This window comes from Kitasatospora purpeofusca, from assembly GCF_000718025.1.
Lineage (GTDB): Bacteria > Actinomycetota > Actinomycetes > Streptomycetales > Streptomycetaceae > Kitasatospora > Kitasatospora purpeofusca.
On sequence record NZ_JODS01000001.1, the window covers coordinates 523,139 to 547,789 of the forward strand.

Annotated in this window: 19 protein-coding genes; 14 read left to right on the forward strand and 5 right to left on the reverse strand. The window is 73.6% G+C overall.

The window, feature by feature from the left end:
• Nucleotides 1-347 precede the first annotated feature (347 nt).
• The 3 genes from lpdA to IF01_RS0102445 all read left to right on the forward strand — a co-directional run bounded on the left by lpdA (nucleotide 348) and on the right by IF01_RS0102445 (nucleotide 4,310).
• The gene (lpdA, locus tag IF01_RS0102435; RefSeq protein WP_094745444.1) at nucleotides 348-1,754 is read left to right on the forward strand and encodes a dihydrolipoyl dehydrogenase; all 1,407 of its coding nucleotides are present in this window, start codon (nucleotides 348-350) and stop codon (nucleotides 1,752-1,754) included.
• 60 nt (nucleotides 1,755-1,814) lie between these two features.
• On the forward strand, nucleotides 1,815-3,593 hold the full coding sequence (gene sucB / locus IF01_RS0102440; protein ID WP_030391535.1) for a 2-oxoglutarate dehydrogenase, E2 component, dihydrolipoamide succinyltransferase: 1,779 nt from the start codon (nucleotides 1,815-1,817) through the stop codon (nucleotides 3,591-3,593).
• Nucleotides 3,594-3,794: 201 nt separating this feature from the next.
• Complete coding sequence (locus tag IF01_RS0102445) at nucleotides 3,795-4,310, forward strand: DUF4240 domain-containing protein (protein ID WP_030391536.1); 516 nt, start codon at nucleotides 3,795-3,797, stop codon at nucleotides 4,308-4,310.
• Nucleotides 4,311-4,438: 128 nt separating this feature from the next.
• On the opposite strand, the gene IF01_RS0102450 is transcribed toward IF01_RS0102445, so the two are convergent.
• Nucleotides 4,439-5,479, reverse strand: coding sequence for a DUF2510 domain-containing protein (locus tag IF01_RS0102450; protein ID WP_030391537.1), 1,041 nt, complete (start codon nucleotides 5,477-5,479; stop codon nucleotides 4,439-4,441).
• A 153-nt stretch (nucleotides 5,480-5,632) separates the two neighbouring features.
• Nucleotides 5,633-6,157 carry a GNAT family N-acetyltransferase gene (locus IF01_RS0102455; protein ID WP_030391538.1) on the reverse strand — a complete coding sequence of 175 codons (525 nt, stop codon included), beginning with the start codon at nucleotides 6,155-6,157 and terminating at the stop codon, nucleotides 5,633-5,635.
• Between the two features lie 170 nt (nucleotides 6,158-6,327).
• Here IF01_RS0102455 and IF01_RS0102460 point away from each other — a divergent pair, with 170 nt between their 5' ends.
• The 3 genes from IF01_RS0102460 (at nucleotide 6,328) to IF01_RS0102470 (ending at nucleotide 10,497) form a co-directional block, all read left to right on the forward strand.
• Entirely contained in the window at nucleotides 6,328-7,233 is a 906-nt protein-coding gene (locus IF01_RS0102460) for a TIGR01777 family oxidoreductase (protein ID WP_030391539.1), read from the forward strand.
• Between the two features lie 444 nt (nucleotides 7,234-7,677).
• Nucleotides 7,678-9,006: an NAD(P)/FAD-dependent oxidoreductase gene (locus IF01_RS0102465; protein ID WP_030391540.1), complete on the forward strand. Its 1,329-nt coding sequence runs from the start codon at nucleotides 7,678-7,680 to the stop codon at nucleotides 9,004-9,006.
• A 258-nt stretch (nucleotides 9,007-9,264) separates the two neighbouring features.
• Nucleotides 9,265-10,497, forward strand: a complete 1,233-nt coding sequence (locus IF01_RS0102470; RefSeq protein WP_051742027.1) for a cation:proton antiporter — start codon at nucleotides 9,265-9,267, stop codon at nucleotides 10,495-10,497.
• Nucleotides 10,498-10,525: 28 nt separating this feature from the next.
• On the opposite strand, the gene IF01_RS0102475 is transcribed toward IF01_RS0102470, so the two are convergent.
• Nucleotides 10,526-12,466, reverse strand: a complete 1,941-nt coding sequence (locus IF01_RS0102475) for an NsdA family TPR-like regulatory protein (protein WP_244215401.1) — start codon at nucleotides 12,464-12,466, stop codon at nucleotides 10,526-10,528.
• 309 nt (nucleotides 12,467-12,775) lie between these two features.
• On the opposite strand from IF01_RS0102475, the gene IF01_RS0102480 reads away from it, so the two are divergent.
• The 7 genes from IF01_RS0102480 to IF01_RS0102510 all read left to right on the forward strand — a co-directional run bounded on the left by IF01_RS0102480 (nucleotide 12,776) and on the right by IF01_RS0102510 (nucleotide 20,787).
• The gene (locus IF01_RS0102480) at nucleotides 12,776-13,537 is read left to right on the forward strand and encodes a 3-hydroxybutyrate dehydrogenase (protein WP_030391543.1); all 762 of its coding nucleotides are present in this window, start codon (nucleotides 12,776-12,778) and stop codon (nucleotides 13,535-13,537) included.
• 235 nt (nucleotides 13,538-13,772) lie between these two features.
• Nucleotides 13,773-15,155, forward strand: a complete 1,383-nt coding sequence (locus IF01_RS0102485) for an MFS transporter (protein ID WP_030391544.1) — start codon at nucleotides 13,773-13,775, stop codon at nucleotides 15,153-15,155.
• A gap of 130 nt (nucleotides 15,156-15,285) precedes the next feature.
• Nucleotides 15,286-17,313, forward strand: a complete 2,028-nt coding sequence (locus IF01_RS0102490; RefSeq protein ID WP_030391545.1) for a helix-turn-helix domain-containing protein — start codon at nucleotides 15,286-15,288, stop codon at nucleotides 17,311-17,313.
• Nucleotides 17,314-17,420: 107 nt separating this feature from the next.
• Nucleotides 17,421-18,191, forward strand: coding sequence for a lipoyl(octanoyl) transferase LipB (gene lipB / locus IF01_RS0102495; protein WP_030391546.1), 771 nt, complete (start codon nucleotides 17,421-17,423; stop codon nucleotides 18,189-18,191).
• Nucleotides 18,192-18,430: 239 nt separating this feature from the next.
• Nucleotides 18,431-19,444: a lipoyl synthase gene (lipA, locus tag IF01_RS0102500; RefSeq protein ID WP_030391547.1), complete on the forward strand. Its 1,014-nt coding sequence runs from the start codon at nucleotides 18,431-18,433 to the stop codon at nucleotides 19,442-19,444.
• Nucleotides 19,445-19,679: 235 nt separating this feature from the next.
• Nucleotides 19,680-19,889 carry a hypothetical protein gene (locus tag IF01_RS41205; RefSeq protein ID WP_037778635.1) on the forward strand — a complete coding sequence of 70 codons (210 nt, stop codon included), beginning with the start codon at nucleotides 19,680-19,682 and terminating at the stop codon, nucleotides 19,887-19,889.
• A gap of 205 nt (nucleotides 19,890-20,094) precedes the next feature.
• Nucleotides 20,095-20,787: a DUF4191 domain-containing protein gene (locus IF01_RS0102510; protein ID WP_030391548.1), complete on the forward strand. Its 693-nt coding sequence runs from the start codon at nucleotides 20,095-20,097 to the stop codon at nucleotides 20,785-20,787.
• Between the two features lie 121 nt (nucleotides 20,788-20,908).
• Here the strand turns inward: IF01_RS0102510 and IF01_RS0102515 are convergent, their stop codons facing one another.
• Nucleotides 20,909-21,376 (reverse strand): RDD family protein, encoded by a 468-nt coding sequence (locus IF01_RS0102515; RefSeq protein WP_030391549.1) that lies wholly within the window; start codon nucleotides 21,374-21,376, stop codon nucleotides 20,909-20,911.
• 300 nt (nucleotides 21,377-21,676) lie between these two features.
• Between IF01_RS0102515 and glnA the strand changes: the two genes are divergently transcribed.
• Nucleotides 21,677-23,089 (forward strand): type I glutamate--ammonia ligase, encoded by a 1,413-nt coding sequence (gene glnA / locus IF01_RS0102520; RefSeq protein WP_030391550.1) that lies wholly within the window; start codon nucleotides 21,677-21,679, stop codon nucleotides 23,087-23,089.
• A gap of 217 nt (nucleotides 23,090-23,306) precedes the next feature.
• On the opposite strand, the gene IF01_RS0102525 is transcribed toward glnA, so the two are convergent.
• Nucleotides 23,307-24,590, reverse strand: coding sequence for an MFS transporter (locus tag IF01_RS0102525; RefSeq protein WP_208624268.1), 1,284 nt, complete (start codon nucleotides 24,588-24,590; stop codon nucleotides 23,307-23,309).
• Nucleotides 24,591-24,651: the final 61 nt, after the last annotated feature.

Here is a 24,651-nt window from a genome sequence, read left to right on the forward strand (position 1 = left end):
CGGGCCCCGTCCGGCTTCCGCCGCGGGTTACCTGCGAGTAGGGGGCGCGGGCGCGCTCCGCACCCGTGTTCGCTGCGGGCGAAACTTTGTTCCACAGTGCGGAACCACCGGCTGCGAGGGCACCCGGAAACCCTCTCCAGCCCCCTGTCAACCCCGCCTTGAGCTGCGACGATGCCCCTCCGTCCGGGGTAATCCCACCCCTGCGACCACCCTCAGGGACACCCCTGGGGTGGACCCGGACATCAGCCGCCGCGAACAAGTGCGAAGATGTATTTCCGGCACGACTGGGCGCCCCACAAGGGCTTCCGACCCACCGGACCGCGACCGGCCCGGCGATCCACATCCCATTGCATGGAGGACGTGACGTGGCGAACGACGCCAGCACCGTTTTCGACGTAGTCATTCTCGGAGGCGGAAGCGGCGGTTACGCCGCGGCGCTCCGCGGCGCCCAGCTGGGCCTGAGCGTCGCCCTGGTCGAGAAGGGTGAGCTCGGCGGCACCTGCCTGCACCGCGGCTGCATCCCGACCAAGGCGCTGCTGCACGCGGCCGAGATCGCCGACGAGACGAAGGAGGCCGCCGAGTTCGGCGTGCTGGCCACCTTCCAGGGCATCGACATCAACGGCGTCCACAAGTACAAGGACGACGTCGTCGCCGGCCTGTACAAGGGCCTCCAGGGCCTGGTGGCGTCCCGCAAGGTGACCTTCATCCAGGGCGAGGGCAAGCTCTCCTCGCAGACCTCGGTGGACGTCAACGGCCAGCGCATCGAGGGCCGCCACATCCTCCTGGCCACCGGTTCCGTGCCGCGCTCGATCCCGGGTCTGGAGATCGACGGCAACCGCGTCATCTCCTCGGACCACGCCCTCAAGCTCGACCGCATCCCGCAGTCGGCCGTCATCCTCGGCGGCGGCGTGATCGGTGTCGAGTTCGCCTCCGTCTGGAAGTCGTTCGGCGTCGACGTCACCATCGTCGAGGCCCTGCCGCACCTGGTCCCGCTGGAGGACGAGAACTCCTCCAAGCTGCTGGAGCGCGCCTTCCGCAAGCGTGGCATCAAGTTCGAGCTCAAGGCCCGCTTCTCCGGCGTCGAGTACACCGAGACCGGTGTGCGCGTCTCCACCGAGAACGGCAAGCAGATCGACGCCGACCTGCTGCTCGTCGCCATCGGCCGCGGCCCGGTCTCGGCCGGCCTCGGCTACGAGGAGAACGGCGTCGCGATGGACCGCGGCTACGTCCTCGTCGACGAGTACATGCGCACCAACGTGCCGACCATCTCGGCCGTCGGCGACCTGGCCCCGACCCTGCAGCTGGCCCACGTCGGCTTCGCCGAGGGCATCCTCGTCGCGGAGCGCCTGGCCGGCCTCAAGCCGGTGCCGATCGACTACGACGGCGTCCCGCGCGTGACCTACTCCAACCCCGAGGTGGCCTCCGTCGGCATCTCCGAGGCCAAGGCCGTCGAGCTGTACGGCAAGGAGAAGGTCGTCACCGTCAAGTACAACCTGGCCGGCAACGGCAAGAGCAAGATCCTGAAGACCGCCGGCGAGATCAAGCTCGTCCAGGTCAAGGACGGCGCCGTGGTCGGCGTCCACATGGTCGGCGCCCGCATGGGCGAGCAGGTCGGAGAGGCCCAGCTGATCTACAACTGGGAGGCTCTCCCGGCCGAGGTCGCGCAGCTCATCCACGCGCACCCGACCCAGTCCGAGGCCCTGGGCGAGGCGCACCTGGCGCTGGCCGGCAAGCCGCTGCACGCGCACGACTGATCGCGCCCCCACACCCCCCATCTTCCAGTTCGCAAGACTTGAATAGGAGTCGCTGAAACCATGGCGGTCTCAGTAACACTGCCCGCGCTGGGCGAGAGCGTTTCCGAGGGCACTGTCACCCGTTGGCTGAAGGCCGAGGGTGAGCGTGTGGAGGTCGACGAGCCGCTGCTCGAGGTGTCGACCGACAAGGTCGACACCGAGATCCCGGCCCCGGCCTCCGGCATTCTGGCCTCGATCAAGGTCGGCGAGGACGAGACCGTCGAGGTCGGCGCCGAGCTGGCGATCATCGACGACGGCTCGGGCGCTCCGGTCGCCGCCGCGGCTCCGGCCGCCGCTGCTCCGGCTCCGGCTCCGGCCCCGGTCGCGGAGGCCCCGGCCGCCGCTCCGGCTCCGGTCGCCCCGGCCGCCCCGGCCCCCGTTGCCGCCCCGGCTCCGGTCGCCGCCGCTCCGGCCGCCCCGGCCGCCGACGCCACCCCGGTGCTGCTGCCGGCCCTGGGCGAGTCGGTCACCGAGGGCACCGTCACCCGCTGGCTGAAGGCCGAGGGTGACACCGTCGAGATCGACGAGCCGCTGCTCGAGGTCTCCACCGACAAGGTCGACACCGAGATCCCGTCGCCGGTCGCCGGCACCCTGGTGAAGATCCTGGTCGCCGAGGACGACACCGCCGAGGTCGGCGCCCAGCTCGCGCTGATCGGTGCCGCGGGCGCCGTCGCCGCCGCCCCGGCCCCGGCTGCCGCTCCGGCTCCGGCTCCGGCCGCTGCCCCGGTCGCTGCTCCGGCTCCCGTTGCCGCCCCGGCCCCGGTGGCCGCTCCGGCTCCGGTCGCCCCGGCCGCTCCGGCCCCCGTTGCCGCCCCGGCCCCGGTCGCCCCGGCTGCCGCTCCGGCTCCGGCCGCCCCGGTGGCCGACGCCGGTGACGCCTACGTCACCCCGCTGGTGCGCAAGCTCGCCGCCGAGCACGGCGTCGCGCTGACCGCTGTCACCGGCACCGGTGTCGGCGGCCGCATCCGCAAGCAGGACGTCCTGGCCGCCGCCGAGGCCGCCAAGGCCGCGCCGGCCCCGGTCGCCGCTGCCCCGGTCGCGGCCGCCGCCGCGCCGAAGGCCGCCGCCGCCCCGTCGGCCCTGCGCGGCCAGACGGTCAAGATGACCCGCATGCGCAAGGTCATCGGCGACAACATGATGAAGGCCCTGCACGAGCAGGCGCAGCTCACCAGCGTGGTCGAGGTGGACGTCACCCGGATCATGTCGCTGCGCGCCAAGGCCAAGGACTCCTTCCTCGCCCGCGAGGGCGTGAAGCTGTCCCCGATGCCGTTCTTCGTCAAGGCCGCCGCCCAGGCGCTGAAGGCCCACGCGGTCGTCAACGCCCGGATCAACGACGCCGAGGGCACCATCACCTACTTCGACACCGAGAACATCGGTATCGCGGTGGACTCGGAGAAGGGTCTGATGACCCCGGTCATCAAGGGTGCGGGCGACCTCAACATCGCCGGTATCTCGAAGAAGACCGCCGAGCTGGCCGGCAAGGTGCGCGACAGCAAGATCACCCCGGACGAGCTGTCCGGCGCCACCTTCACCATCAGCAACACCGGCTCGCGCGGCGCGCTGTTCGACACCGTCATCGTGCCGCCGAACCAGGCCGCCATCCTGGGCATCGGCGCGACGGTCAAGCGCCCGGTCGTCATCGAGGCCGACGGCGGCACCGCCATCGGCATCCGTGACATGACCTACCTGTCGCTCTCCTACGACCACCGCCTGGTGGACGGCGCCGACGCCGCCCGCTACCTGGTGGCGGTCAAGGAGATCCTGGAGGCCGGCGAGTTCGAGGTCGAGCTCGGCCTGTAAGGCTCCGCCCGAGGGTCCCCCTCCGGCAGCACCGGAACCCCGCGTCGTCCCCGGACGGCGCGGGGTTCCGCGCGTCCGGGGCGGGCCGGCGGCGGACGGTGGGGGCGTCCTGGCGCCGTTCCGGGTTTTTCGTGCCGTTCCGGGCGATTCACCCGCTCTTCGCATGCGCGCGTGCGGCCGAACAGGGATGCTGGAGCGGTGATGGACGAGACCGACTTCTGGCAGATCATCGACGACACCCGGGAGGACGCCGAGGGCGACCCGGACGAGCAGGCGGACCGTCTGGTGGAACGGCTCGTGGAGCTGACCCCGGACGACGTCATCGACTTCGCCCGGCTCTTCGAGGCCCGGTTCCAGCGTGCCTACCGCCACGACCTGTGGGGTGCGGCCTACCTGCTGCTGGGCGGGGCCTCCGAGGACTCCTTCGACTTCTTCCGGTGCTGGCTGATCGGTCAGGGCCGGGAGGTCTTCGAGGGCGGGCTGCACGAGCCGGACGACCTGGCCGACCTGCTGCCCGGCTTCGACGAGGAGGAGGACGGCGAGGCCGAGGACCTCGGCTACGCGGCCGACGAGGCGTACGAGCAGCTGACCGCGCTGCCGCTGCCCGAGGTGGGCGGACGCCAGCCCGCGCAGCCGTTCGGAGCCGCGTTCGACTTCGACGACCCCGAGGTCATGGCAAAACGGTTCCCCAAGCTCTGGGAGCGGTACGGGGACTGACTCCGGCGGGACGGTCCGGGCGGACCCGGCGCACCTGGTGGACCTGGTGGACCTGGTGGAGGGACGGACCGGGCGGACGGGCCGGGCGGGCCGGGGCTCGCGGCCGCCGGGCCCGCCCGGGCGGCGGCTCAGGCGTTGGAGCCCGCCGCCTCGCTGGTGTCCTGCTTGATGCCCTTGAGGATCTGGTCCAGCACGGACGGGTCGGGCGCGCCCGCGGCGTCGTCCACCCCGCCCTCGAAGGCCACGAAGCCGCCGCCCTTGGCGGGGACGGCCACCATCAGGATGTAGCCCTTGCTGCCGTCCGAGGTGGTGATGTGCCAGCGCACCGCGTACCCGGAGATGCCCGCGACCGTGGTGCTGGAGGAGCCCGCGTCGGTGTGCCCGGTGATGTTGCTGAAGATCGCCGCCGCGTAGGCCGGCATGGCCGCCTCGGCCGCCGCCCGGGCGGTGGTGCCGGCGATGGTGTCCTTCTCCACCGAGAACTGGCCCCGGATGCAGTTGCCGCCGCCGGGGCAGGTGTACTGGCCGCTGCCGAGGAAGACGGTGGAGTGGGAGCCGCTGGTGTTCGCCTCCCAGCCCTCGAACACCGGCACGGTGATGGCGTGCTGCGGGTCCGCCACGGTGTCCTTGAGCACCGGGCTCGGCTTCGGCGGCGTGGTCGGCGGCGGCGGGGAGGACCTGGTCGGGCTGGGGGTGGTGGCGCTCGGGCTCGGTGTGTCGGTGACGGTGACGGTGGTCACCGGCTGGGTCGGCTTGGCGATGGGGCTGTCGCCACCGCTGTTGAGCGCCACCGCGGCCACCACGCCGACCACGGCCAGCACGCCGACCACGATGCCGATGGCCGTCCCGGTCCTGATCCGGTTCGGCCGCTCCGGCGGCGGATAGGCGGCCGGCGGGTAGCCGTACGCCGGCGGGTTCTGCGCCGGGTAGCCGTACCCGGGCTGCCCCTGCTGCGGGGCGCCGTAGCCGTAGGCCGGCGGCGCGGGTGCGGAACCCCCCGAGGGGTTCTGCCAGGCGACCTGTGTCGGGGCGTCGGCAATCGGGCCGCCGCCCGCCTGGACGGGGCGGACGTCACTGGTCCAGGCCGTGCCGTCCCACCAGCGCTCATGACCGGCCGTGCCGTCCGCACCCGGTACCGGGTACCACCCGGGAGGCGTCGAGTTGCTCACGGCCGTAACCTACCCGTCCGGGTGACGCTCCAGACAGGGCGGGTCTGTCACGACTCTGCACCACCCGCGCACCGGATCTGACGCTGCGTCAGCGCGACGGGAAGGGTCGTGCGGGAACGGTCGGGCGGGTGGCTCGGCCGGCCGGCCGGTCGCTCAGTCGGCCGCCCGACCGGTCGGCCCGTCGTCGAGGGACCGGGCCATCCAGATGTCGTCGACGTAGACGCCGTCGATCAGGAACTCCTCCTTGAGCGAACCCTCGACCACGAAGCCGCAGCGCTCGTAGAGGGCGCGGGCCGGGGCGTTGTGGCCGAGCACCCGCAGGGTGATCCGGCGGGCGCCCTGCTCCTTGGCGGTCCGGCAGGCCGCCCCGACCAGCGCGACGCCGATGCCCCGGCCGCGCACGGCGGTGTCGACCGCGAGGCCCTGGATCTGGCGCACGTGCTGGTTGCTGGCCAGCGGGGTGGGCGGGACGACCCGGATGTAGCCGACCACCCGGCCGTCGAGCAGGGCGAGCCGGAACTGGTCCGGGCTGTGGCGTTCGTCGAACACCCCCGCGTCCTCGTCGGGCCTGGGGGCGACCTCGGCCAGCGCGGTCCAGCTGGAGCGGTTGAGGGCGGCGAGTTCCTTCTCGTCCTCGGCCCGGGCGGGGCGGATGATCAGCTGATCGTTCTCGTGCATGCGCCGCATGCTAATCACCCCCGGCCCGGACGTACACGGCAATTCCCGCGACCCGGCCCCGGCGTACACGGCAATTCCCGCGACCCGGCCCCGGCGTACCCGGCAATTCCCGCGACCCGGCCGGACCGCCGCTCCCGGGAAGGCCCCCGGCCGGCTGCGAGGATGGGCCCATGAGAATCGCGGTCACAGGATCCACGGGACTGATCGGCGCGGCACTCGTCGGCTCGCTGCTGGCGGACGGGCACGAGGTGGTGCGGCTGGTCCGGCACCGCTCGCGGACCGGGCCCCGGCCGGACGGCACCACCGCCATCGGCTGGAACCCGCTGCTGGGCCAGATCGACCGGGCCGGGCTGGCCGGGGTCGAGGCGGTCGTGCACCTGGCGGGCGCCGGCGTCGGCGACCGCCGGTGGAGCGACTCCTACAAGCGGGAGATCCGGGAGAGCCGGGTCCTGGGCACCGAGACCCTGGCGACCGCCCTGGCCGGACTGGCCGAACCGCCGAAGGTCCTCGTGAGCGCCTCCGCCGTCGGCTACTACGGGCAGACCGGGGACCGGGTGATCGACGAGTCCTCACCCGCCGGGGACGACTTCCTGGCGGAGGTCTGCGTGGAGTGGGAGGCCTCGGCCCGGCCGGCCGAGCGGGCCGGGATCCGGGTGGTCCACCCGCGCACCGGGCTCGTCCTCTCCGCCGCCGGGGGCGCGGGCGGACGGCTCTTCCCGCTGTTCCGGCTGGGCCTCGGCGGCCGGCTCGGCGACGGCCGGCAGTACTGGAGCTTCATCTCGCTCACCGACGAGGTCGCGGCCCTGCGCTTCCTGATCGACCGGGAGGACATCGAGGGGGCGGTGAACCTGACCGCCCCCGAACCGGTGACCAACGCCGAGCTGACGGCGGCGCTCGGGCGGGTGCTGCGCCGGCCGACGCCGTTCCCGGTGCCGAAGGCCGTCCTGGACACGGTGCTGGGCGAGCTGGCGGTGGAGGTGGTCGGCAGCCACCGGGTCGTGCCGCGCCGGCTGCTGGACGCGGGCTTCCGCTTCGCGCACCCGGACGTCGACTCGGCGGTGCTGGCGGCTCTCTGAGGTTCGGGCCGCGCCGTTGGGGGTGGCTCCGGGGCGACTCCCCGAGGCACGGCCCCAGGGCGGCCGGGGCCGGACGCGCGCGGTCGCGTCCGGCCCCGTCGCGTAGACGCGCTACGACGTCCGCCCTGGCCAGGGGCATATGCGCAGCGGAGTCCGGGCGACTGCGGCGCAGGGCTCCGAGAGGGGGCGCACGGGAGCACACGGCGGGCGCGCTGCGCGCCCCTGGTGACCGTGCGCGCCCGTCGGACGGGAACACGGGCGAGGAGGAGCACAGTCCGTGACCGCGCGGCCACCGGATGCGGCCACTCCCCTTCCCCACCGGGTTCGGGACCCGTGTGCTTGTCTGACGCTCGTACTGACTGGGCATCACACCGGTCGGACCGTGTCCCAGCACCCTGCTGCCTGCACCGGCCCGAAATCCCGGGACCAGGGAGGGAGCCACCAGTGCCCACGTACGACTTCACCCGCCGCACCCGCCGACAGTCCGACCCGGACGTCGTCGTGGTGGGAGCCGGCCTCGCGGGCCTCGCCGCCGCCCGCGTACTCACCGCCCACGGCCTCGCCGTTCAGGTCCTGGAGGCCGCGGAACGGATCGGAGGTCGAGCGGCCTCCCACGAACTCGACGGCTTCCGGCTCGACCACGGCAGCCATCTGCTGAACACCGCCTTCCCCGAGCCGCGCCGCGTGCTCGACCTCGACCGCCTCGATCCGCGCCCGCTCACGCCGGGCGTACTCGTGCACAACGGCGGGCGCCGGTACCGGGTCGGGGACCCGCAGCTGACCACCGCCCGGCAGGCCGCCGCCCGGGTGCCACTGGGCAGTCCGCTGGACAGGGCGCGGCTCGGCAGCTGGCTCAACCGCCTCGCCAACACCCCGCCCGCACGACTGAAGGCCCGGCCGGAGACCACCGCCGCCCGGGCCCTCGGCGACCGGGGCCTCGCCCCGCGCACCGTCGACGGACTGCTGCGGCCCCTGCTCGGCGCACTGCTCAGCGACCCCGCGCTCGGTACCAGCAGCCGAGTCGCCGACCTGGTGCTCCGCTGTTACGCGCGCGGCCGGCTCTGTCTGCCCGCCGGCGGGATCGCGGCCGTGCCGGCCCAGCTGGCCGCCGCCCTGCCCGCCGGTACGGTCCGCACCGGAGTGCGGGTCACCTCGATCACGGCCGACGGCGTGGAGACCGCCACCCACGGGCGGATCGGCGCGCAGGCCGTGGTCGTCGCGACCGACCCCCGCTCGGCCGCCGACCTGCTGCCCGGTCTGCGGCTGCCGGACTTCCACCCCGTCACGACCTTCTACCACGCGGCCGACCGCACCCCCCTGGGGGAGGCCGCCCTGCTGCTGGACGGCGACCGGCCGGGCGGGCAGCCGTCCCTGGTGTCGCACTCGCTGGTGCTCAGCGAACTGCACCCCTCGTACGCCCCGACCGGACAGGCGCTGATCGCGACCACCGTGCTCGGCCGCCGCACCTTCGACGCCGGCGGACCGGCGGCGCTGGAGCCGGCCGTCCGGGCCCGGCTGGCGGAGCTGTACGGCACGCCGACCGGCGGCTGGCAGTTCCTGAGCGTGCGGCACCTGCCGGACGCGGTGCCGGCCATGCCGCCGCCGCACAACACCCGGCGGCCGGTCCGGCTGCTCGCCGGGCTCTACGTCTGCGGCGACCACCGGGACACCAGCAGCGTGCAGGGGGCGCTGGTGTCGGGGCGGCGCGCGGCCGAGGCCGTGGCGCGCGATCTCGGGCTGCCGATCGCCGTACGGGAGGCGGAGGCGGCCTGACGGCGGACGGCGCCGGAGGTGTCCTGTGCGGGCCACCCCCGGCGCCGCTCGGCGTGCGGGCGCACGGAGCGCGGCGCCCGGCGTGCGTCCTGTGCTGTGCGGCGCGTGATGTGCGGCGCGTGATGTGCGGCGGGCAGCGCCCGGCGTGCGGCGCGCGGCCCGGCTGCCCGAGTGGTGCTGGTTCGCGTGCCAATATGCCGATATGACCGCTGATCGGACGACCTCCGCTCCCCCGCCGGGCCGCCCGGTGAACGCCCGGTGAGCGCCGACTTCGATGTCCAGCCGCTCACGCTGATCCTGGTCCCGGCCGCCGCGGTGGCCGCCCCGCTGATCGCCGACCGGCTGCTGCGCTGGGTCGCCGTCCCCACCGTCGTGTTCGAGATCCTGCTCGGCGTGCTGATCGGCCCCGACGCCCTGAACTGGGCGCACGTGGACGACCTGATCGACGCGCTCTCCCAGTTCGGCCTGGCGATGCTGATGTTCCTGGCCGGCTACGAGATCGACTTCGCCAAACTGCGCGGCGGACCGCTCCGCCGGGCGGGCACCGCGTGGCTGATCAGCGTGGCGGTCGCGCTGGTCGTGGGCGCGGTGATCAACCCGAAACCCCTGGACGGCGCCTTCACCGGGCTCGTGCTGACCACCACCGCACTCGGCACCATCCTGCCGATCCTGCGCGACGCCGGCGAACTGCCCACCCCGTTCGGCTCGCTGGTCATGGCCACCGGCGCGGTCGGCGAGTTCGGGCCGATCATCGCCGTCGCCGTCCTGCTCAGCGGCAACAGCGCGGGCCGCACCGCCGTCATCCTGGGCGCCTACGCGGTGATCACCGCCGTCGCGATCGGCGGCGCCCGGCGGCCGCGGCCGGCCTGGATGACCCGGCTGATCCGCCGCACCCTGCGCACCTCCGGCCAGTTCGCCGTCCGGACCGTGATCCTGGTGCTCGCGACCATGGTGGCCGCCGCCCTCTGGCTGGAACTCGACATGCTGCTCGGCGCGTTCACCGCCGGCATCGTCTCCCGGCTGCTGCTCTCCGACATCCCCGGGCCGGCCGAGGAGGTGATCGAGGCCAAGCTGGAGGGCATCGGCTTCGGCTTCCTCGTCCCGGTGTTCTTCGTGGTCAGCGGGATGAAGTTCGATCTGGAGGCGCTGATCGACGATCCGGGCACGCTGCTGCTCGTCCCGCTCTTCGTGGTCCTGCTGCTGGCCGTGCGCGGACTGCCCGCGGCGCTGCTCGCCCCCGCCGGTCTGGGGCGGCGCGACCGGGGAGCGCTCGGCCTCTACGGCTCGACGGCGCTGCCGCTGGTCGTGGTGATCACCACGATCGAGGTGGACGCCGGCCATCTGCCGTCCTCCACCTCGGCGGCCCTGGTCGGCGCGGGCATGCTCTCCGTGCTGCTGTTCCCGCTGGCCGCGCAGCGGCTGCGCGGGGACGTCCGGCCGCCGGCCGCCGTGGAGGGCGACCGGCCGCGGGTGAACGCCGAGAGCTGGTGACTCCGCCGGTCCGGACGGAGCCCCCGGTTCAGATCACCCCCGCCTGACGGGCCGTCTCCTCGAACGCCCTGGCCACCGGGCTGCCCCGGTAGGGCGTGAGACGGCGGTGGAAGTCGCGCACGTACTCCAGCGACCGGGCCGAGCGCATCTCCCCCGCCGCCCGCAGGGCGTCGGTCGCCATGCCGCAGGCCTCGTCGAGGTCCCCCATGCCGAGCCGGGCGGTGGCCAGCACCAGCCGGCAGAAGATCCGGCTCCGGGCATAGGCGGGCGAGCGCAGCCGCAGCGACTTCTCGGCGTGCTGGGCGGCCGTCCGCCACTGCTGGAGGTCCCGGTAGCAGTGCGCGAACTCGTCCGAGAGCTGCGCCTCGTCGAAGAACCGCGCCCAGGCCGGCAGCTCGTCGCCGGTGCGGGCCGCCGCCAGCGCCCGTTCGGCCCGGACCAGCGCCGTGGTGCAGGAGCGGACGTCGCCGAGCAGGCCGTGTCCGCGCGCCTCGGCCGCGTGCAGCAGCGCCTGCACGGTCGGCGGCACCGCCGTGCCCACGCCCTGCTGGGCCACCCGGGCCAGCTGGACGGCCTCCCGGCCGTGGCCGAGGTGCACGGCCTGCTGGCTCATCGTCACCAGGACGTACCCGCCGAGCGCGCGGTCCCCGGCGGCCTGGGAGAGCCGCAGGGCCTGGACGAAGTAGCGCTGGGCCAGACCGTGCGCGGCGATGTCGAAGCTCGTCCAGCCGGCCAGCCGGGTGAGGTCGGCGACCGCGCCGAACAGGGCCCGGCCGATCTGCTCGCCGTAGCGGCCGCGCAGCATCGGCTCGGCCTCGCTCTCCAGGTAGCGGACCAGCGCCTGGCGGGCGTGGCCGCCGCCGTAGGCGTGGTCCAGCGCGCGGAACAGGTCGCCGACGGCGCGGATGGCGGCGATGTCGCCCCGGCCGACGCGCAGGGCCGGGCGCGGATCGCGGGCCGGGTCCTGGAACGGCGGCTCGACCGCGATCGGCGGACGGCGGCTCTGGGTGGGTACCCGGGCCCCGAACGCGGCCGCCCCGGCGGCGGGGCCGGTGGTCGGGCCGCCCGCGGGCGCGGCGGCCTGGCCGCCGGCGGGACCGGTCGAGGTGGTGGCGGTGCGGCCGGCCTGGGCGCCCTGGGCGGCCTGGCCGCGCGGCGCGGGGCCGGCCGGGCCGACGGGGCCGGTTGCCGCCCCGGCCGGCGCGCCCGGCCCCGGGTCGGGACGCGCCAGGGTGGAACCGTCGCGGGCGACCCGCTCGTCGGTCCGGCCGATCAGCCAGTCCCGGCTCGGCACCACCAGGCCGGCCGGGGTGAAGGCGATCCGGCGCAGCTCGGACTGCGGTCCGTTGTCCTTGCGCCACATGCTCGCGACGATGTCCACCGCTTCCTGCGGCGTCTCGGCGAACTCCAGGCCCGCGTAGACCGGGGCGCAGGCGTCCAGGCCGAGGTCCTGCGCGGTGAGGCGGCGGCCGAGCCGGCGGGTGAACACCTCGGCGATCAGGGCCGGGGTGGCGCCGCGGGGCTGCTGGCCGCGGAGCCAGCGGGTGACCGAGGTCTTGTCGTAGCGCAGGTCGAGGCCGTGCTCCAGGCCGAGCTGGTCGACCCGGCGGGCCAGGCCGGCGTGGGAGAAGCCGGCCTCCTCGATCAGGGCGGCCAGTTGGAGGTTCTGGGTGCCGGCCGTCTGGTGCCGCTCGGTGGGCGGCCGTTCCGGGACGTGCCGCTCGGGAACGGGCCGGGCGGGAGCGGACCGGTCGGGCGTGTGCCGGTCCGGACCGGGCGTGTGCCGGCTGCCTGGGCCGGGCCGGTCGAGGGCGTGCCGGTCGGGCGTGGCCTGCTCGGGCAGCCGCAGTTCGTCGGCGGTCGGGGCGTCGGGGGCGTCCGGAAGGGCCCGGCCGACCGGACCCCGGTGCTGGTCGAGCGGGTCGAGCGGTCCGTACGCCGGGCTGTCGGTTGCAGGCCTTTGGGGCATAGTCAGTCAACACCTCTCGGACGCCGCACCGGCTCCACCAGCGGTTCGGCTGCCTGTGGCGACGCCCCCTGTCGGGAATCGGCGTGAATGTAGCGAGCATTCGGGCGCTATGGGTGGTTCTGACCGAGCAATCCTCCGAACGGGTGAAGCATCCGCGCCCATTGTGGGGAAGACCCCTCAGGGTGGGTTTGGCTTTCGGGGCTTCTGCCGGCCGGCGACCGTCATGGCGGAGAACCCCACAGTTCTCAGGGGTGCTGTGGAGGACCACCACATAGGAGCCCGGGCGTCGGATTCCTACCGTTCTGGGCCATGGACACCACTTCAGCCCGCCCGCTCGACGGCCGCACCGCCCTCGTCACCGGGGCCGCCTCCGGCATCGGCCGGGCCTGTGCCGAGGTCCTCGCCGAGGCCGGCGCCCGGGTGTACGTCGTCGACCTCGCCGCCGACCCCGCCCGTCGGCTGGCCGAGCGGATCGGCGGCGTCGCGCACGTCACCGACCTCGCCGACCCGGAGGCCGTGGAGGCCCTGCCGGCCGATGCCGACATCGTGGTCAACAACGCCGGCCTCCAGCACGTCGCCCCGGTCCACGAGTTCCCGCTCGAACGCTTCGTCCAGATCCAGCGGGTGATGGTCGAGGCCCCGTTCCGCATCCTGCGCCGCACCCTCCCCCACATGTACGCGCGGCGGTGGGGCCGGGTCGTCAACATCTCCTCCGTCCACGGGCTGCGGGCGAGCCCCTTCAAATCGGCCTACGTGACCGCCAAGCACGCCCTGGAGGGCCTCAGCAAGACCGTCGCGCTGGAGGGCGCGCCGTACGGCGTCACCAGCAACTGCGTCAACCCCGGCTATGTCCGCACCCCCCTGGTGGAGCAGCAGATCGCCGCCCAGGCCCGGGCCCACGGCGTGCCCGAGGAGGAGGTCGTCGAGCGCGTCCTGCTGGAGCGCACCGCCGTCAAGCGCCTCATCGAGCCGGTCGAGGTGGCCCGGCTCGCCCTCTACCTCTGCCTCCCGCACGCCGCCTGCCTCACCGGCGCCTCGCTCCCGCTCGACGGCGCCTGGACGGCGCACTGAGCGGGGGCGTGATGGTTCCTCCAACCACGGCAGCCGACCAGGGTATGTGGGTCGGTCACATAGTCCCGGGCACCGCGGCTCCCTACCTTGTGGCGACACCCCCGTCCTGCCCGCTCCTCGCGCTGCGCCCGCTCCCCCGTCCCGTCCCGCCCTGTTCCGCCCTGTTCCGCCCTGTTCCGCCGCCCCGCCCCGTTCCCCCGTCCTGTCCTGTCCCCGGCCCGGAAGTGGTGACCCCATGACAACCGCCGTCTCGGATCAAGCACGGAGCCGCTCACTGCCCAGAGTCGTGGCGGCGAGCCTGATCGGTACCACGATCGAGTGGTACGACTACTTCCTGTACGGAACGGCCGCGGCCCTGGTGTTCGGGAAGGTGTTCTTCCCCAACAGCGACCCGCTGACCGGCACGCTGCTGTCCTTCCTCACCTACGCGATCGGGTTCGCGGCGCGCCCGCTCGGGGCGCTGGTCTTCGGGCACTTCGGGGACCGGGTCGGCCGCAAGCGGCTGCTGGTGGTCAGCCTGCTGCTGATGGGCGGCTCGACCACGCTGATCGGGTGCCTGCCGACCTACTCCTCGGTCGGGGTGACGGCGCCGGTGCTGCTGACGCTGCTGCGGCTGGTGCAGGGCTTCGCCCTGGGCGGCGAGTGGGGCGGCGCGGTGCTGCTGGTGTCGGAGCACGGCGACGCCCGGCGGCGCGGGTTCTGGGCGTCCTGGCCGCAGGGCGGCGCCCCGGCCGGGAACCTGCTGGCGGCCGGGGTGCTCTCGCTGCTGACGGGCGTCCAGTCGGAGGCGACGTTCCTGGCCTGGGGCTGGCGGGTGCCGTTCCTGCTCTCGGCGGTCCTGGTCGGGGTCGGCCTGTGGATCCGGCTGGCCGTGGACGAGTCGCCGCTGTTCAAGGAGGCGCTGGCCCGGGCGGCCGCGCGCGGGAAGGCCGAACAGCCGCCGCTGGTCGGGGTCCTGCGGCACCACTGGCGCGAGGTGCTGGTCGCGATGGGCGCGCGGATGGCGGAGAACATCTCGTACTACGTGATGACCACCTTTGTGCTCGCGTACGCCGTCTCGCACGTGCACTTCCCCAAGCAGACCGCCCTGAACGCCGTCCTGATCGCCTCGGCGGTGCAGTTCGCGCTGATCCCGGTGTTCGGGGCGCTCTCCGACCGGGTCGGGCGCAAACCGGTGTACCTGGTGGGCGCGGTCGGCGTCGGGGTGTGGGCGTTCGTCTTCTTCGGGATGGTGGACACCGGCTCCTTCGGGTCGCTGGTGCTCGCGGTGACCGTCGGCCTGGTCTTCCACAGCGCCATGTACGCGCCCCAGGCCGCCTTCTTCTCCGAGCTGTTCGCCACCCGGATGCGCTACTCGGGCGCGTCGATCGGCGCGCAGTTCGCCTCGGTGGCCGCCGGCGCACCCGCACCGCTGATCGCCACCGCGCTGCTGAAGGACTACGGCAGCTCGACCCCGATCTCGGTGTACGTGGCGATCGCCGCCGCGATCACCGTCCTGGCGGTGCTGTGCGGACGGGAGACGCGCGGGCACGACCTGGCGGAGGTGACCGGCGGCCGACCGGCCGAGGACGGCGCGGAGCCGGGAGCGGCCACGGTGGGGAAGGCGGCCACCGCCTGACACGCCGTCCGGCCCGCCGGCGCCCGTCACCGTACGGGCGCCGGCGGGCTACGGCCACCCGGGCCGAGCGGCTAGCATCGCGCTTCCCTCCCCGGGACACGAACACCCACTGCCGATTGGCGGCCGTACCATGAACGACCTCCACGCCGGCTCGGCGCCCGCACTGCGGCGACTGCTGGACCTGCTCGCCTCCGGCGCCGCCACCGAGGACTTCACCGACGTGCTGGCCGACGCGCGCCGCCGGGGCGCGCCGGCCGACGTGCTGGGCGAGATCGACGACGCGACCTGGCAGGCACTGCGGGTCCACCGGACCCTGCGCCAGCACCGGCGCCGCGAGGCCGAGTTGACCGCCCTCTTCGACACCGCCGGCGACCTCGCCGCCTCCCGCGACCTCGACTCCGTGCTGCAGGCGATCGTCCGCCGGGCCCGGATGCTGCTGGGCACCGACACCGCCTACCTCACCCTCCCGGACGAAGCCGCCGGCGACACCTACATGCGGGTCACCGACGGCTCGGTCTCGGTCCTCTTCCAGACCCTGCGGCTCAGCCTCGGCGACGGCCTCGGCGGCCTGGTCGCGCAGAGCGCCCGCCCGTACGCCACCCCCGACTACCGCACCGACGACCGCTTCCACCACACCGACGTGATCGACGCGGGCGTGGTCGACGAGGGCCTGGTGGCGATCATCGGCGTCCCGCTGCTGCTCGGCGGGCGGGTGATCGGGGTGCTGTTCGCCGCCGACCGCTCGCCCCGCGCGTTCTCCCCCGACGAGGTCGCACTGCTGTGCACCCTGGCCGCGCACGCCGCGATCGCGCTGGACACCGCCAAGGCGCTCGCCGACACCCGGTCCGCGCTCGCCGAGCTGAACAGCGCCAACGAGCTGATCCGCGCCCACTCCGCCGCCGTCCAGCGCGCCGAGCGGGGCCACGACCGGCTCACCGACCTGGTGCTGCGCGGGGCCGAGGTGCCGGACGTCGCCGCGGCCGTGGCCGCGCTGCTCGGTGGGGGAATAGCCGTACTGGACACCGAGGGCGAGCCGCTCGCCGGACGGGCCGCCGCACCCGGCGCCGGGCCGGCCGAGACGGCGGCGGCGTCCCGGGCCGAGGGGCGCGCGGTGCGCCACGGCGGGGCCTGGGTGTGCGCGGTGCTGGCCGGGCAGGAGCAGCTCGGCACGCTGGTGCTGCGCGGCCGGCCGGACCTCGACGACGCCGACCGCAGGCTGTTCGAACGGGCCGGAGTGGTGACCGCGCTGCTCCTGCTGCTGCGGCGGTCGGTCGCCGAGACGGAGAACCGGGTCCGCGGCGAGCTGCTGGCCGACCTGCTCACCGCTCCCGACCGGGATCCGGCCGGGCTGACCGCGCGGGGGCGCCGGCTGGGCGTCGACCTCGGGCGGCCGCACCTGGTGCTGGTCGCCGAGCCGGGGCGCGGCGGGGTCGGCGGGGGTCCGGCCGCCGTGCGCTCGCGGCTGGCGGGGGCGGCCGGGCGGTATCTGTTCGGCGCCCGGGGCATCAGTGCCGAGCACGGCGAGGCGGTGGTGCTGCTGGTCCCGGACGGGGGCGGGGGCGGGGGCGGTGCTCCGGTCGAGGCCGGGGCCGGGGCTGTTTCCGAGAGCGGGGCGCCGGTCGGGGCGGCGGGCGGTTGCACGGCGGGCGGAACCGCGGCCGGGGACGTCGCCCAGCGGGCGGCCGAACAGGCCGCCGAGCGGCTGGCCCGGCTGGCGGGCTTCCCGGTCACGGTGGGCGCCGGCCGCCCCGCCTCCGGACCGGTCGCGCTGGCCGCCGCGTACGCCGAGGGGCTGCGCTGCGTCCGGGCGCTGCGGGTGCTCGGCCGGGACGGGGAGGGCGCCTCGGCGGGGTCGCTCGGCTTCCTCGGGGTGCTGCTCGGCGACGGCCACGACGTCTCCGGCTTCGTCGGCGCGACGCTGGGGCCGCTGCTGGACTACGACGCCCGGCGCGGCACCGAGCTGGTCCGCACCCTGCGCGCGTACTTCGACTGCGGCGGCAGCCTCACCCGGGCCAAGGACGAGCTGCACGTCCATGTGAACACCGTCGTCCAGCGCCTCGACCGGGTCGAGGTACTGCTGGGCCAGGACTGGAACGGTCCCGAGCGCTCGCTGGAACTCCAGCTGGCCCTGCGGCTCCAGCTGCTGTCGGGGGCCTGAGCGGGCGCCTGGACGGTCCGTACGGGCCGGGGCGTACAGTGGCGAGGTTGGTCTCGAACGCCTGGCAAGGAGCAGCAGCGGTGAGCGAGAACGTTCGGTTCGTCCGGATGGGCATCGGCGACGGTGCCGTCCCGTACCAGGAGGCCTGGGAGGAGCAGCAGCGGCTGCACGCCCTCCGGGTCGCCGACGAGATCCCCGACACGGTGCTGCTGCTGGAGCACCAGCCCGTGTACACGATGGGCAAGCGCACCAATCCGGCGGACCTGCCGCTGGACGGCACCCCGGTGGTCGAGGTGAACCGGGGCGGCGAGATCACCTGGCACGGCCCCGGCCAGCTGGTCGGCTACCCGATCGTCAAGCTGCCCGACCCGATCGACGTGATCGCGTACGTGCGGCGGCTGGAAGAGGCGCTGATCCGGGCCTGCGGCGCGTTCGGCGTCGGGACCACCCGGGTCGAGGGCCGCAGCGGCGTCTGGGTGCTGGGCGGGGACATCCCGGACGCGGTGGTGGACCCCGCGCAGGTGGTGGACATCGGCAAGCTCACCCTGCGGATGGGCCTGCCGCTCGGCATCGACCCCCGACTGGCCGGTCCGGAGTACGCGCCGTCCAACGCGGGTCAGCGCGGCGACGACCGCAAGCTGGCCGCGATCGGCGTCCGGGTCGCGCGCGGGGTGACCATGCACGGCTTCGCGCTGAACTGCGACCCGGACATGACCTGGTTCGACCGGATCGTGCCGTGCGGCATCCGGGACGCCGGGGTCGCCTCGCTGGCCGGCGAGCTCGGGCGGGCCCTTCCCGTCGCCGAGGCGCTGCCGCTGGTCGAGAAGCACCTGGCCGAGGTGCTCGCCGAGCTGCCGGAGCCGGCGACCGGGCGTTGAGCCCGCGGAACCGGTTCCGGGCGTTGAGCCCGGACGCCGGTCCGGACGCTGGTTCCGGATGCCAGTCCCGATGCCGGTCCGGATGCCAGTCCCATGCCGGTCCGGACGCCGGTCCCGCACCCGGGAATCTACTTGCCGGTAGCCCTGTTGCCCTGCGATTGCGGGGTCCCGGCCCCGGCGAAGGCCGTACAAGCACAGGCGTACCCTGGGGGTACCCCGTCTAGTTCTAGGAGTCGCACGTGTCCGCTGTCGCGCCCGACGGCAGGAAGCTGCTCCGCCTGGAGGTCCGCAACAGCGAGACCCCCATCGAGCGGAAGCCCGAGTGGATCAAGACCCGCGCGAAGATGGGGCCGGAGTACAACGCCCTCCAGTCGCTGGTGAAGAAGGAAGGGCTGCACACGGTCTGCCAGGAGGCCGGCTGCCCCAACATCTTCGAGTGCTGGGAGGACCGCGAGGCGACCTTCCTCATCGGCGGTGACCAGTGCACCCGCCGCTGCGACTTCTGCCAGATCGACACCGGCAAGCCCGCCGACTTCGACCGGGACGAGCCCCGCCGCGTCGCCGAGTCCATCGTCACGATGGACCTCAACTACGCCACCATCACCGGCGTCGCCCGCGACGACCTGCCGGACGGCGGCGCCTGGCTGTACGCGGAGACCGTGCGCCAGGTGCACGCGCTGACCGCCGCCCGCGAGGCCGGGCGCACCGGCGTCGAGCTGCTGATCCCGGACTTCAACGCGGTGCCGGAGCAGCTGGCCGAGGTCTTCTCCTCGCGCCCCGAGGTGCTGGCGCACAACGTCGAGACCGTGCCGCGGATCTTCAAGCGGATCCGCCCGGCGTTCCGCTACGAGCGCTCGCTGAACGTCATCACCCAGGCGCGCGAGGCCGGGCTGGTCACCAAGTCCAACCTGATCCTGGGCATGGGCGAGACCCGCGAGGAGGTCAGCCAGGCGCTGGCCGACCTGGTCGGGGCCGGCTGCGAGCTGATCACCATCACCCAGTACCTGCGGCCGTCGCTGCGCCACCACCCGGTGGAGCGGTGGGTCAAGCCGCACGAGTTCGTCGAGCTGCAGCAGGAGGCCGAGGAGCTCGGCTTCGCCGGGGTCATGTCCGGCCCGCTGGTCCGCTCCTCGTACCGCGCCGGGCGGCTGTACCGGCAGGCGCTGGAGCACCGCGAGCGGCAGAGCGGGACGGCGGCGTCGGCCCCGGCCGCGTCCTCCCCGGTCGCGGACGCCCCGGTCGCGGCGGTCTGACGGGCAGCGGCGACGGTTTCACGCCATCGGAGGGGCGGGGCTTCGGCTCCGCCCCTTTCGCTTCACCGGACTTTGACTGCCTGGTCACGGACTGGTAACACGGAGTGGGGATGATGGCGTCTCCATGAGTGTTCGATTTTTCTCAGCCACACCTCCGAGCACGTCCGCACCTCCGCGCGCACCCGGTCACGGGTCCGCGCGCGCGGCCGCTCGGTCCGAGGGGAGCTGTTTCGGCATGCGGGTCGATTTCCGGGTGGAACTCCGGTCGGTGGGCACCGCGCTCCGGCTGGCCGAGAGCGTGCTGCTGGCGGGCGGCCAGCGCCAGGCGCGGCGGAACGCCTGGGCCGCCGTCTGCGAGAACCGCAGGCACGCGGCGGCGCGGGAACTCGACGGCGGACCGGCGGGCGCCCCGGTGGGCGGACCGGCGAACGCCGCGCGCCGCTGACGGCGGACAGCGGCGGGCGCCGAGGGGTGGGGAGCCGGGGTGGAGGACGGTACTCCAGGGGTACGTCAGGAGTACTTCGAGGGCAGTTCAGGGGCAGTTCGGGGGGCGACACACCGGGCGGAACAGGGGCACCCGGGTCACGGTTCGGGGCGAACGGGTACCCGGGCTTGGATATCCCGTACCCGCGCCACGTACCATGAGCGTTATGGCGAGGGAAACATCCGAGAACCCCGGGCGACTGAAGCAGATCCGCCTGGCATACACCATGACCAAGAAGGTCGACACCAAGATCGGCCTGATCATCGCCGGCGTCGGCCTGCTGACCTTCGGCGTGTTCCTGGCCATCGGTTTCGCGATCGAGCACCCCGTCTACCTGGGAATCCTGGGCTTCATCGTGGCCTTCCTGGCCATGGCGATCGTCTTCGGGCGCCGGGCCGAGCGCGCGGCGTTCGGGCAGATGGAGGGCCAGCCGGGCGCCGTCGCCGCTGTGCTGAACAACATCCGGCGCGGCTGGAGCGCGAGCTCCACGCCGGTGGCCGTCACCCGCAGCCAGGACGCGGTCTACCGCGCCGTCGGCCGGGCCGGCATCGCGCTGATCGGTGAGGGCAACCCGAACCGGGTCCGCCAGCTGCTCGCGTCCGAGAAGAAGAAGATGGCCCGGGTCGTCGGCGACGGCGTGCCGGTGCACGACATCGTGGTGGGCGACGGCAAGGACGAGGTCCCGCTCAAGAAGCTGCAGATCCACCTGATGCGTCTGCCGCGCGCCATCACGCCCGCCCAGGTCACCGAGACCAACGACCGGCTGCGCGCGCTGGGCGACCTGCTCTCCAAGGCCCCCATCCCCAAGGGCCCGATGCCCAAGGGCGCCCGGATGCCCAAGGGCGGCCAGGCTCGCTGAGCCCCTCCCCCGTCGACACCAGAACGGCCCCGCCGCGGAGCTTCCGCAGCGGGGCCGTTCGGCATTACGGCGCGTTCGGCGTTCCGACGTTCGGGGTTCCGGCATTCGCACCGGCTCGGGATCAGATCCGGACCTCGACGGTGCCGACCGCCTTGTCGTGCAGCCCCCGGGTGTCGCGGTCCCAGACCAGGGCCGGCACCACCAGGAAGAGCAGCGCCGTCCGCAGCAGCACCTGCGGGATGGTCGCCCGGCCGCCGTCGAGCCGGACCACCCGCAGGCCGAACAGCCGCTTGCCGAAGGTCGTCCCGGTCGTCGCGAGCAGCAGCACGATGACGGCGAAGAGCAGCGGAGTGGTCCACATGTTCGCCGAGCCCGCGGAGCCGTTGCCGAGCAGCCCGTAGGCGACGACGGCGACCAGCCAGCCGTCGACGAACAGGGCACCCAGCCGCCGGCCCGGGCCCGCGATCGAGCCGGAACCCTCCTTGGGCAGTCCGAGGCGCTCACCGCGGTAGCCGAAGTCGGCTCCCATCTTCTCGGCGGCCGCCTTCGGGCCGTCGATCCACGATCCCAACGCTTCTCTGGTGTCCACGAATCCACATTAACCGGGCGAACACCGGGGACGGCCACCGCCTCCCCGACCCGCACCGCGCCGCCCGCCCGCGCGCGCCACCGGAGAGTGAATCGGCCGCCGCCGGCTTTCCCCCGCCCTTCCCCAGTGGTCCAGACCACTTCAACGCCCCCACCTGGCCGGGCGAGGCGTTTTGTCCAGGACCGTAGGGCTTTGCCGCCCGCGTGACGTGTGCGGTTAACATTCAGGAAACGACTGGGTCACCGGCCGGAAACGGCCCATTCCTAGGGTGAGCCCCATTCGCTACGCCGAGGAGGATGGATGTTCAACAACGCCGCCGAAGTGAAGCAGTTCATCCAGGACAACGACGTGAAGTTCGTCGATGTCCGCTTCTGCGACCTGCCAGGCGTTCTGCAGCACTTCTCCGTACCCGCGGCGACGTTCGACCCGTCCGAGACCCTGATGTTCGACGGCTCGTCGATCCGCGGCTTCCAGGCCATCCACGAGTCCGACATGGCCCTGGTCCCCGACCTCGCCACCGCCAGGCTCGACCCGTTCCGCCAGGAGAAGCACCTCAACATCAACTTCTTCATCCAGGACCCGGTGACCGGCGAGGCCTACAGCCGCGACCCGCGCAACGTCGCCAAGAAGGCCGAGGCCTACCTCGCCTCCTCCGGCATCGCGGACACCGCGTTCTTCGGCCCCGAGGCCGAGTTCTACGTCTTCGACTCGGTCCGGTTCGACACCAGCGCCAACGCCTCGTACTACCACATCGACTCCGAGGCCGGCGCCTGGAACTCCGGTTCCACCGAGGGCGACGTCCGCGGCTACAAGGTCAAGTACAAGGGCGGCTACTTCCCCGTCCCGCCGGTCGACCACTTCGCCGACCTGCGCGCCGAGATGTCCCTGGAACTCGCCAAGGCGGGCCTGGAGGTCGAGCGCCAGCACCACGAGGTCGGCACGGCCGGCCAAGCGGAGATCAACTACAAGTTCAACACCCTGCTGCATGCCGCCGACGACCTGATGCTGTTCAAGTACATCATCAAGAACGTCGCCTGGCGGGCCGGCAAGACGGCCACCTTCATGCCGAAGCCGATCTTCGGCGACAACGGCTCGGGCATGCACGTCCACCAGTCGCTGTGGACCGAGGGCGTGCCGCTCTTCTACGACGAGCAGGGCTACGCCGGACTCTCCGACACCGCCCGCTACTACATCGGCGGCCTGCTCAAGCACGCGCCGTCGCTGCTCGCCTTCACCAACCCGTCGGTGAACTCCTACCACCGCCTGGTCCCCGGCTTCGAGGCCCCGGTCAACCTGGTCTACTCCCAGCGCAACCGCTCCGCCGCGATCCGGATCCCGATCACGGGCTCCAACGCCAAGGCCAAGCGCATCGAGTTCCGCGCCCCCGACCCGTCCTCCAACCCCTACCTCGCCTTCGCCGCCATGCTGATGGCCGGCCTGGACGGCATCAAGAACAAGATCGAGCCCCTCGAGCCGGTCGACAAGGACCTCTACGAGCTGGCCCCCGAGGAGCACGCCGGCGTCCCCCAGGTCCCGTCCTCCCTCCCGGCCGTCCTGGAGGCCCTCGAAGCCGACCACGAGTACCTCCTCGCGGGCAACGTCTTCACCCCGGACCTCATCGAGACCTGGATCGACTTCAAGCGCACCAACGAGATCGCCCCCATCGCCCTCCGCCCCCACCCGCACGAGTTCGAGCTCTACTACGACCTGTAGGAGCAGCTCCGACCTGCGGTAACGCAGTTCGACCTCTCGCCGTTTCCGCAGGTCAGCGCCTCGCTGACCTGCGGAGGACGAGCAGGAGCAGGAGGCCGGCGCCCCGTCGGCAAGCGCGACCTCCATCGGTGTGCAGCGGGACGACAACCGGCTCGCAAGCCAGGAGAACACCCCGCTGCCGACACCGAACGAGTGACCTACGGCGAACACGAGCCGGTCACCCGGTGAAGGTCGGGCCAGCGGGTGGGGTACGGGGGAGGTTGCGGATGGCGGGGGTGGCGATGAGGGTCGCGCAGCCGGCCAGGCAGGCGGCGGCCGACAGGAGGAGCAGGTGGGCCGGGGAGGCCAGTGCGGTGGCCGGGCCGGCCAGCAGTTGGCCGAGCGAGATGCCGGACACCGAACCCGCCAACTCGTAGGCGGAGACGCGGTTGAGCACGGTGGGCGGGGTGTGGGTCTGCACGCTGGTCGCCCACATCACCGACCAGAACGCCAGGGCGGCGCCGCCGAGGACGTGGCCCGCCAGGAGAAGTGGCAGGCCGGCGTCCACGGCCACGCAGAGCGGCAGCGCGGTGTACAGCACCATGGCCGCCGTGCCCGCGGCGAGTGGGCGGGCCGGGCGCAGTCGCAGGGCCACCAGGCCGCCGAGTACGGTGCCGGCGCCGAGGAAGGAGACCGCGAGGCCGTAGGCGTTCGGACCGAGCCGGTCGGCGACCAGGGCCGAACCCAGCGGCACCAGTGGGCCGAAGAGCAGGACGCCGAAGACCATCCAGACGAGGATCACCGCCCACATCCAGGTACGGGCGCGGAACTCCCGCCAGCCCTGGAGCAGTTCGATGCGGAGCGGGCCGCCGGTGCGGGCGGTGGGACCGGGGTCGGCCGGGGCGGGCCGGACGAGTGCCAGGCACAGGGCGCTGAGCAGGAAGGTGCCGCTGTCGATCGCGTACACCGCCCCGGCGCCGGTCAGCGCGATCAGCAGTCCCGCCAGGGCCGGGCCGAGCAGGTGGGCGAGCGCGTCGGCCACTTTGAGGGTCGCGTTCGCCCGCTGCGGGTCGGCCGCGACCAGCGGGACCATCCCGTTCACGCCCGGCAGGAACATCGCGACGGCGGCGCCGGCCACCGCCGCCATGGTCACCAGCAGCCAGAACGGCGGCCGTCCGGCGAAGAAGGCGGCCGCCAGCACGCCCTGGGTGAGCACCCGTACGAGATCGGCGGCGACCATTGTCCGACGGGCGCCGATCCGGTCCGTGAGCACCCCGCCGAACAGCACCAGGAGCACGAACGTCCCGGTCCAGGTGCCGAGGACGAGGCCGGCCCCGGAGACGCCGTACAGCGCGCCGACCGCGAGCGCGGCGGCCACGGGCATCATCGCGTCGCCGAGCACGGAGACCGCGCGGGCGGTGAAGTAGAGGGTGAAGGGTCCGGTCCACAAGGGGCTGCGGGCGTCCCGGAGTCCGGGGCCGGAGTGCGGGGCAGGTGGGGTGTGCGTCTCGGCGGTGGTCACAGCAGAGATGGTGGTTCAGACCAATCGCCTGGTCCCAGTGTCCCGAACGACACGATGGGGT

Bases quoted from the DNA above. Each gene is read 5' to 3' on its own strand.
- IF01_RS0102445 (WP_030391536.1), top strand. From the start codon at position 3,795: ATGGACGAGACCGACTTCTGGCAGATCATCGACGACACCCGGGAGGAC.
- lipB (WP_030391546.1), top strand. From the start codon at position 17,421: ATGGGCATCGGCGACGGTGCCGTCCCGTACCAGGAGGCCTGGGAGGAG.
- glnA (WP_030391550.1), top strand. From the start codon at position 21,677: ATGTTCAACAACGCCGCCGAAGTGAAGCAGTTCATCCAGGACAACGAC.
- sucB (WP_030391535.1), top strand. From the start codon at position 1,815: ATGGCGGTCTCAGTAACACTGCCCGCGCTGGGCGAGAGCGTTTCCGAG.
- IF01_RS0102455 (WP_030391538.1), bottom strand. From the start codon at position 6,157: ATGCACGAGAACGATCAGCTGATCATCCGCCCCGCCCGGGCCGAGGAC.
- IF01_RS0102485 (WP_030391544.1), top strand. From the start codon at position 13,773: ATGACAACCGCCGTCTCGGATCAAGCACGGAGCCGCTCACTGCCCAGA.
- IF01_RS0102480 (WP_030391543.1), top strand. From the start codon at position 12,776: ATGGACACCACTTCAGCCCGCCCGCTCGACGGCCGCACCGCCCTCGTC.
- IF01_RS0102510 (WP_030391548.1), top strand. From the start codon at position 20,095: ATGGCGAGGGAAACATCCGAGAACCCCGGGCGACTGAAGCAGATCCGC.
- IF01_RS0102460 (WP_030391539.1), top strand. From the start codon at position 6,328: ATGAGAATCGCGGTCACAGGATCCACGGGACTGATCGGCGCGGCACTC.
- IF01_RS0102475 (WP_244215401.1), bottom strand. From the start codon at position 12,466: ATGCCCCAAAGGCCTGCAACCGACAGCCCGGCGTACGGACCGCTCGAC.
- IF01_RS0102490 (WP_030391545.1), top strand. From the start codon at position 15,286: ATGAACGACCTCCACGCCGGCTCGGCGCCCGCACTGCGGCGACTGCTG.
- IF01_RS41205 (WP_037778635.1), top strand. From the start codon at position 19,680: ATGCGGGTCGATTTCCGGGTGGAACTCCGGTCGGTGGGCACCGCGCTC.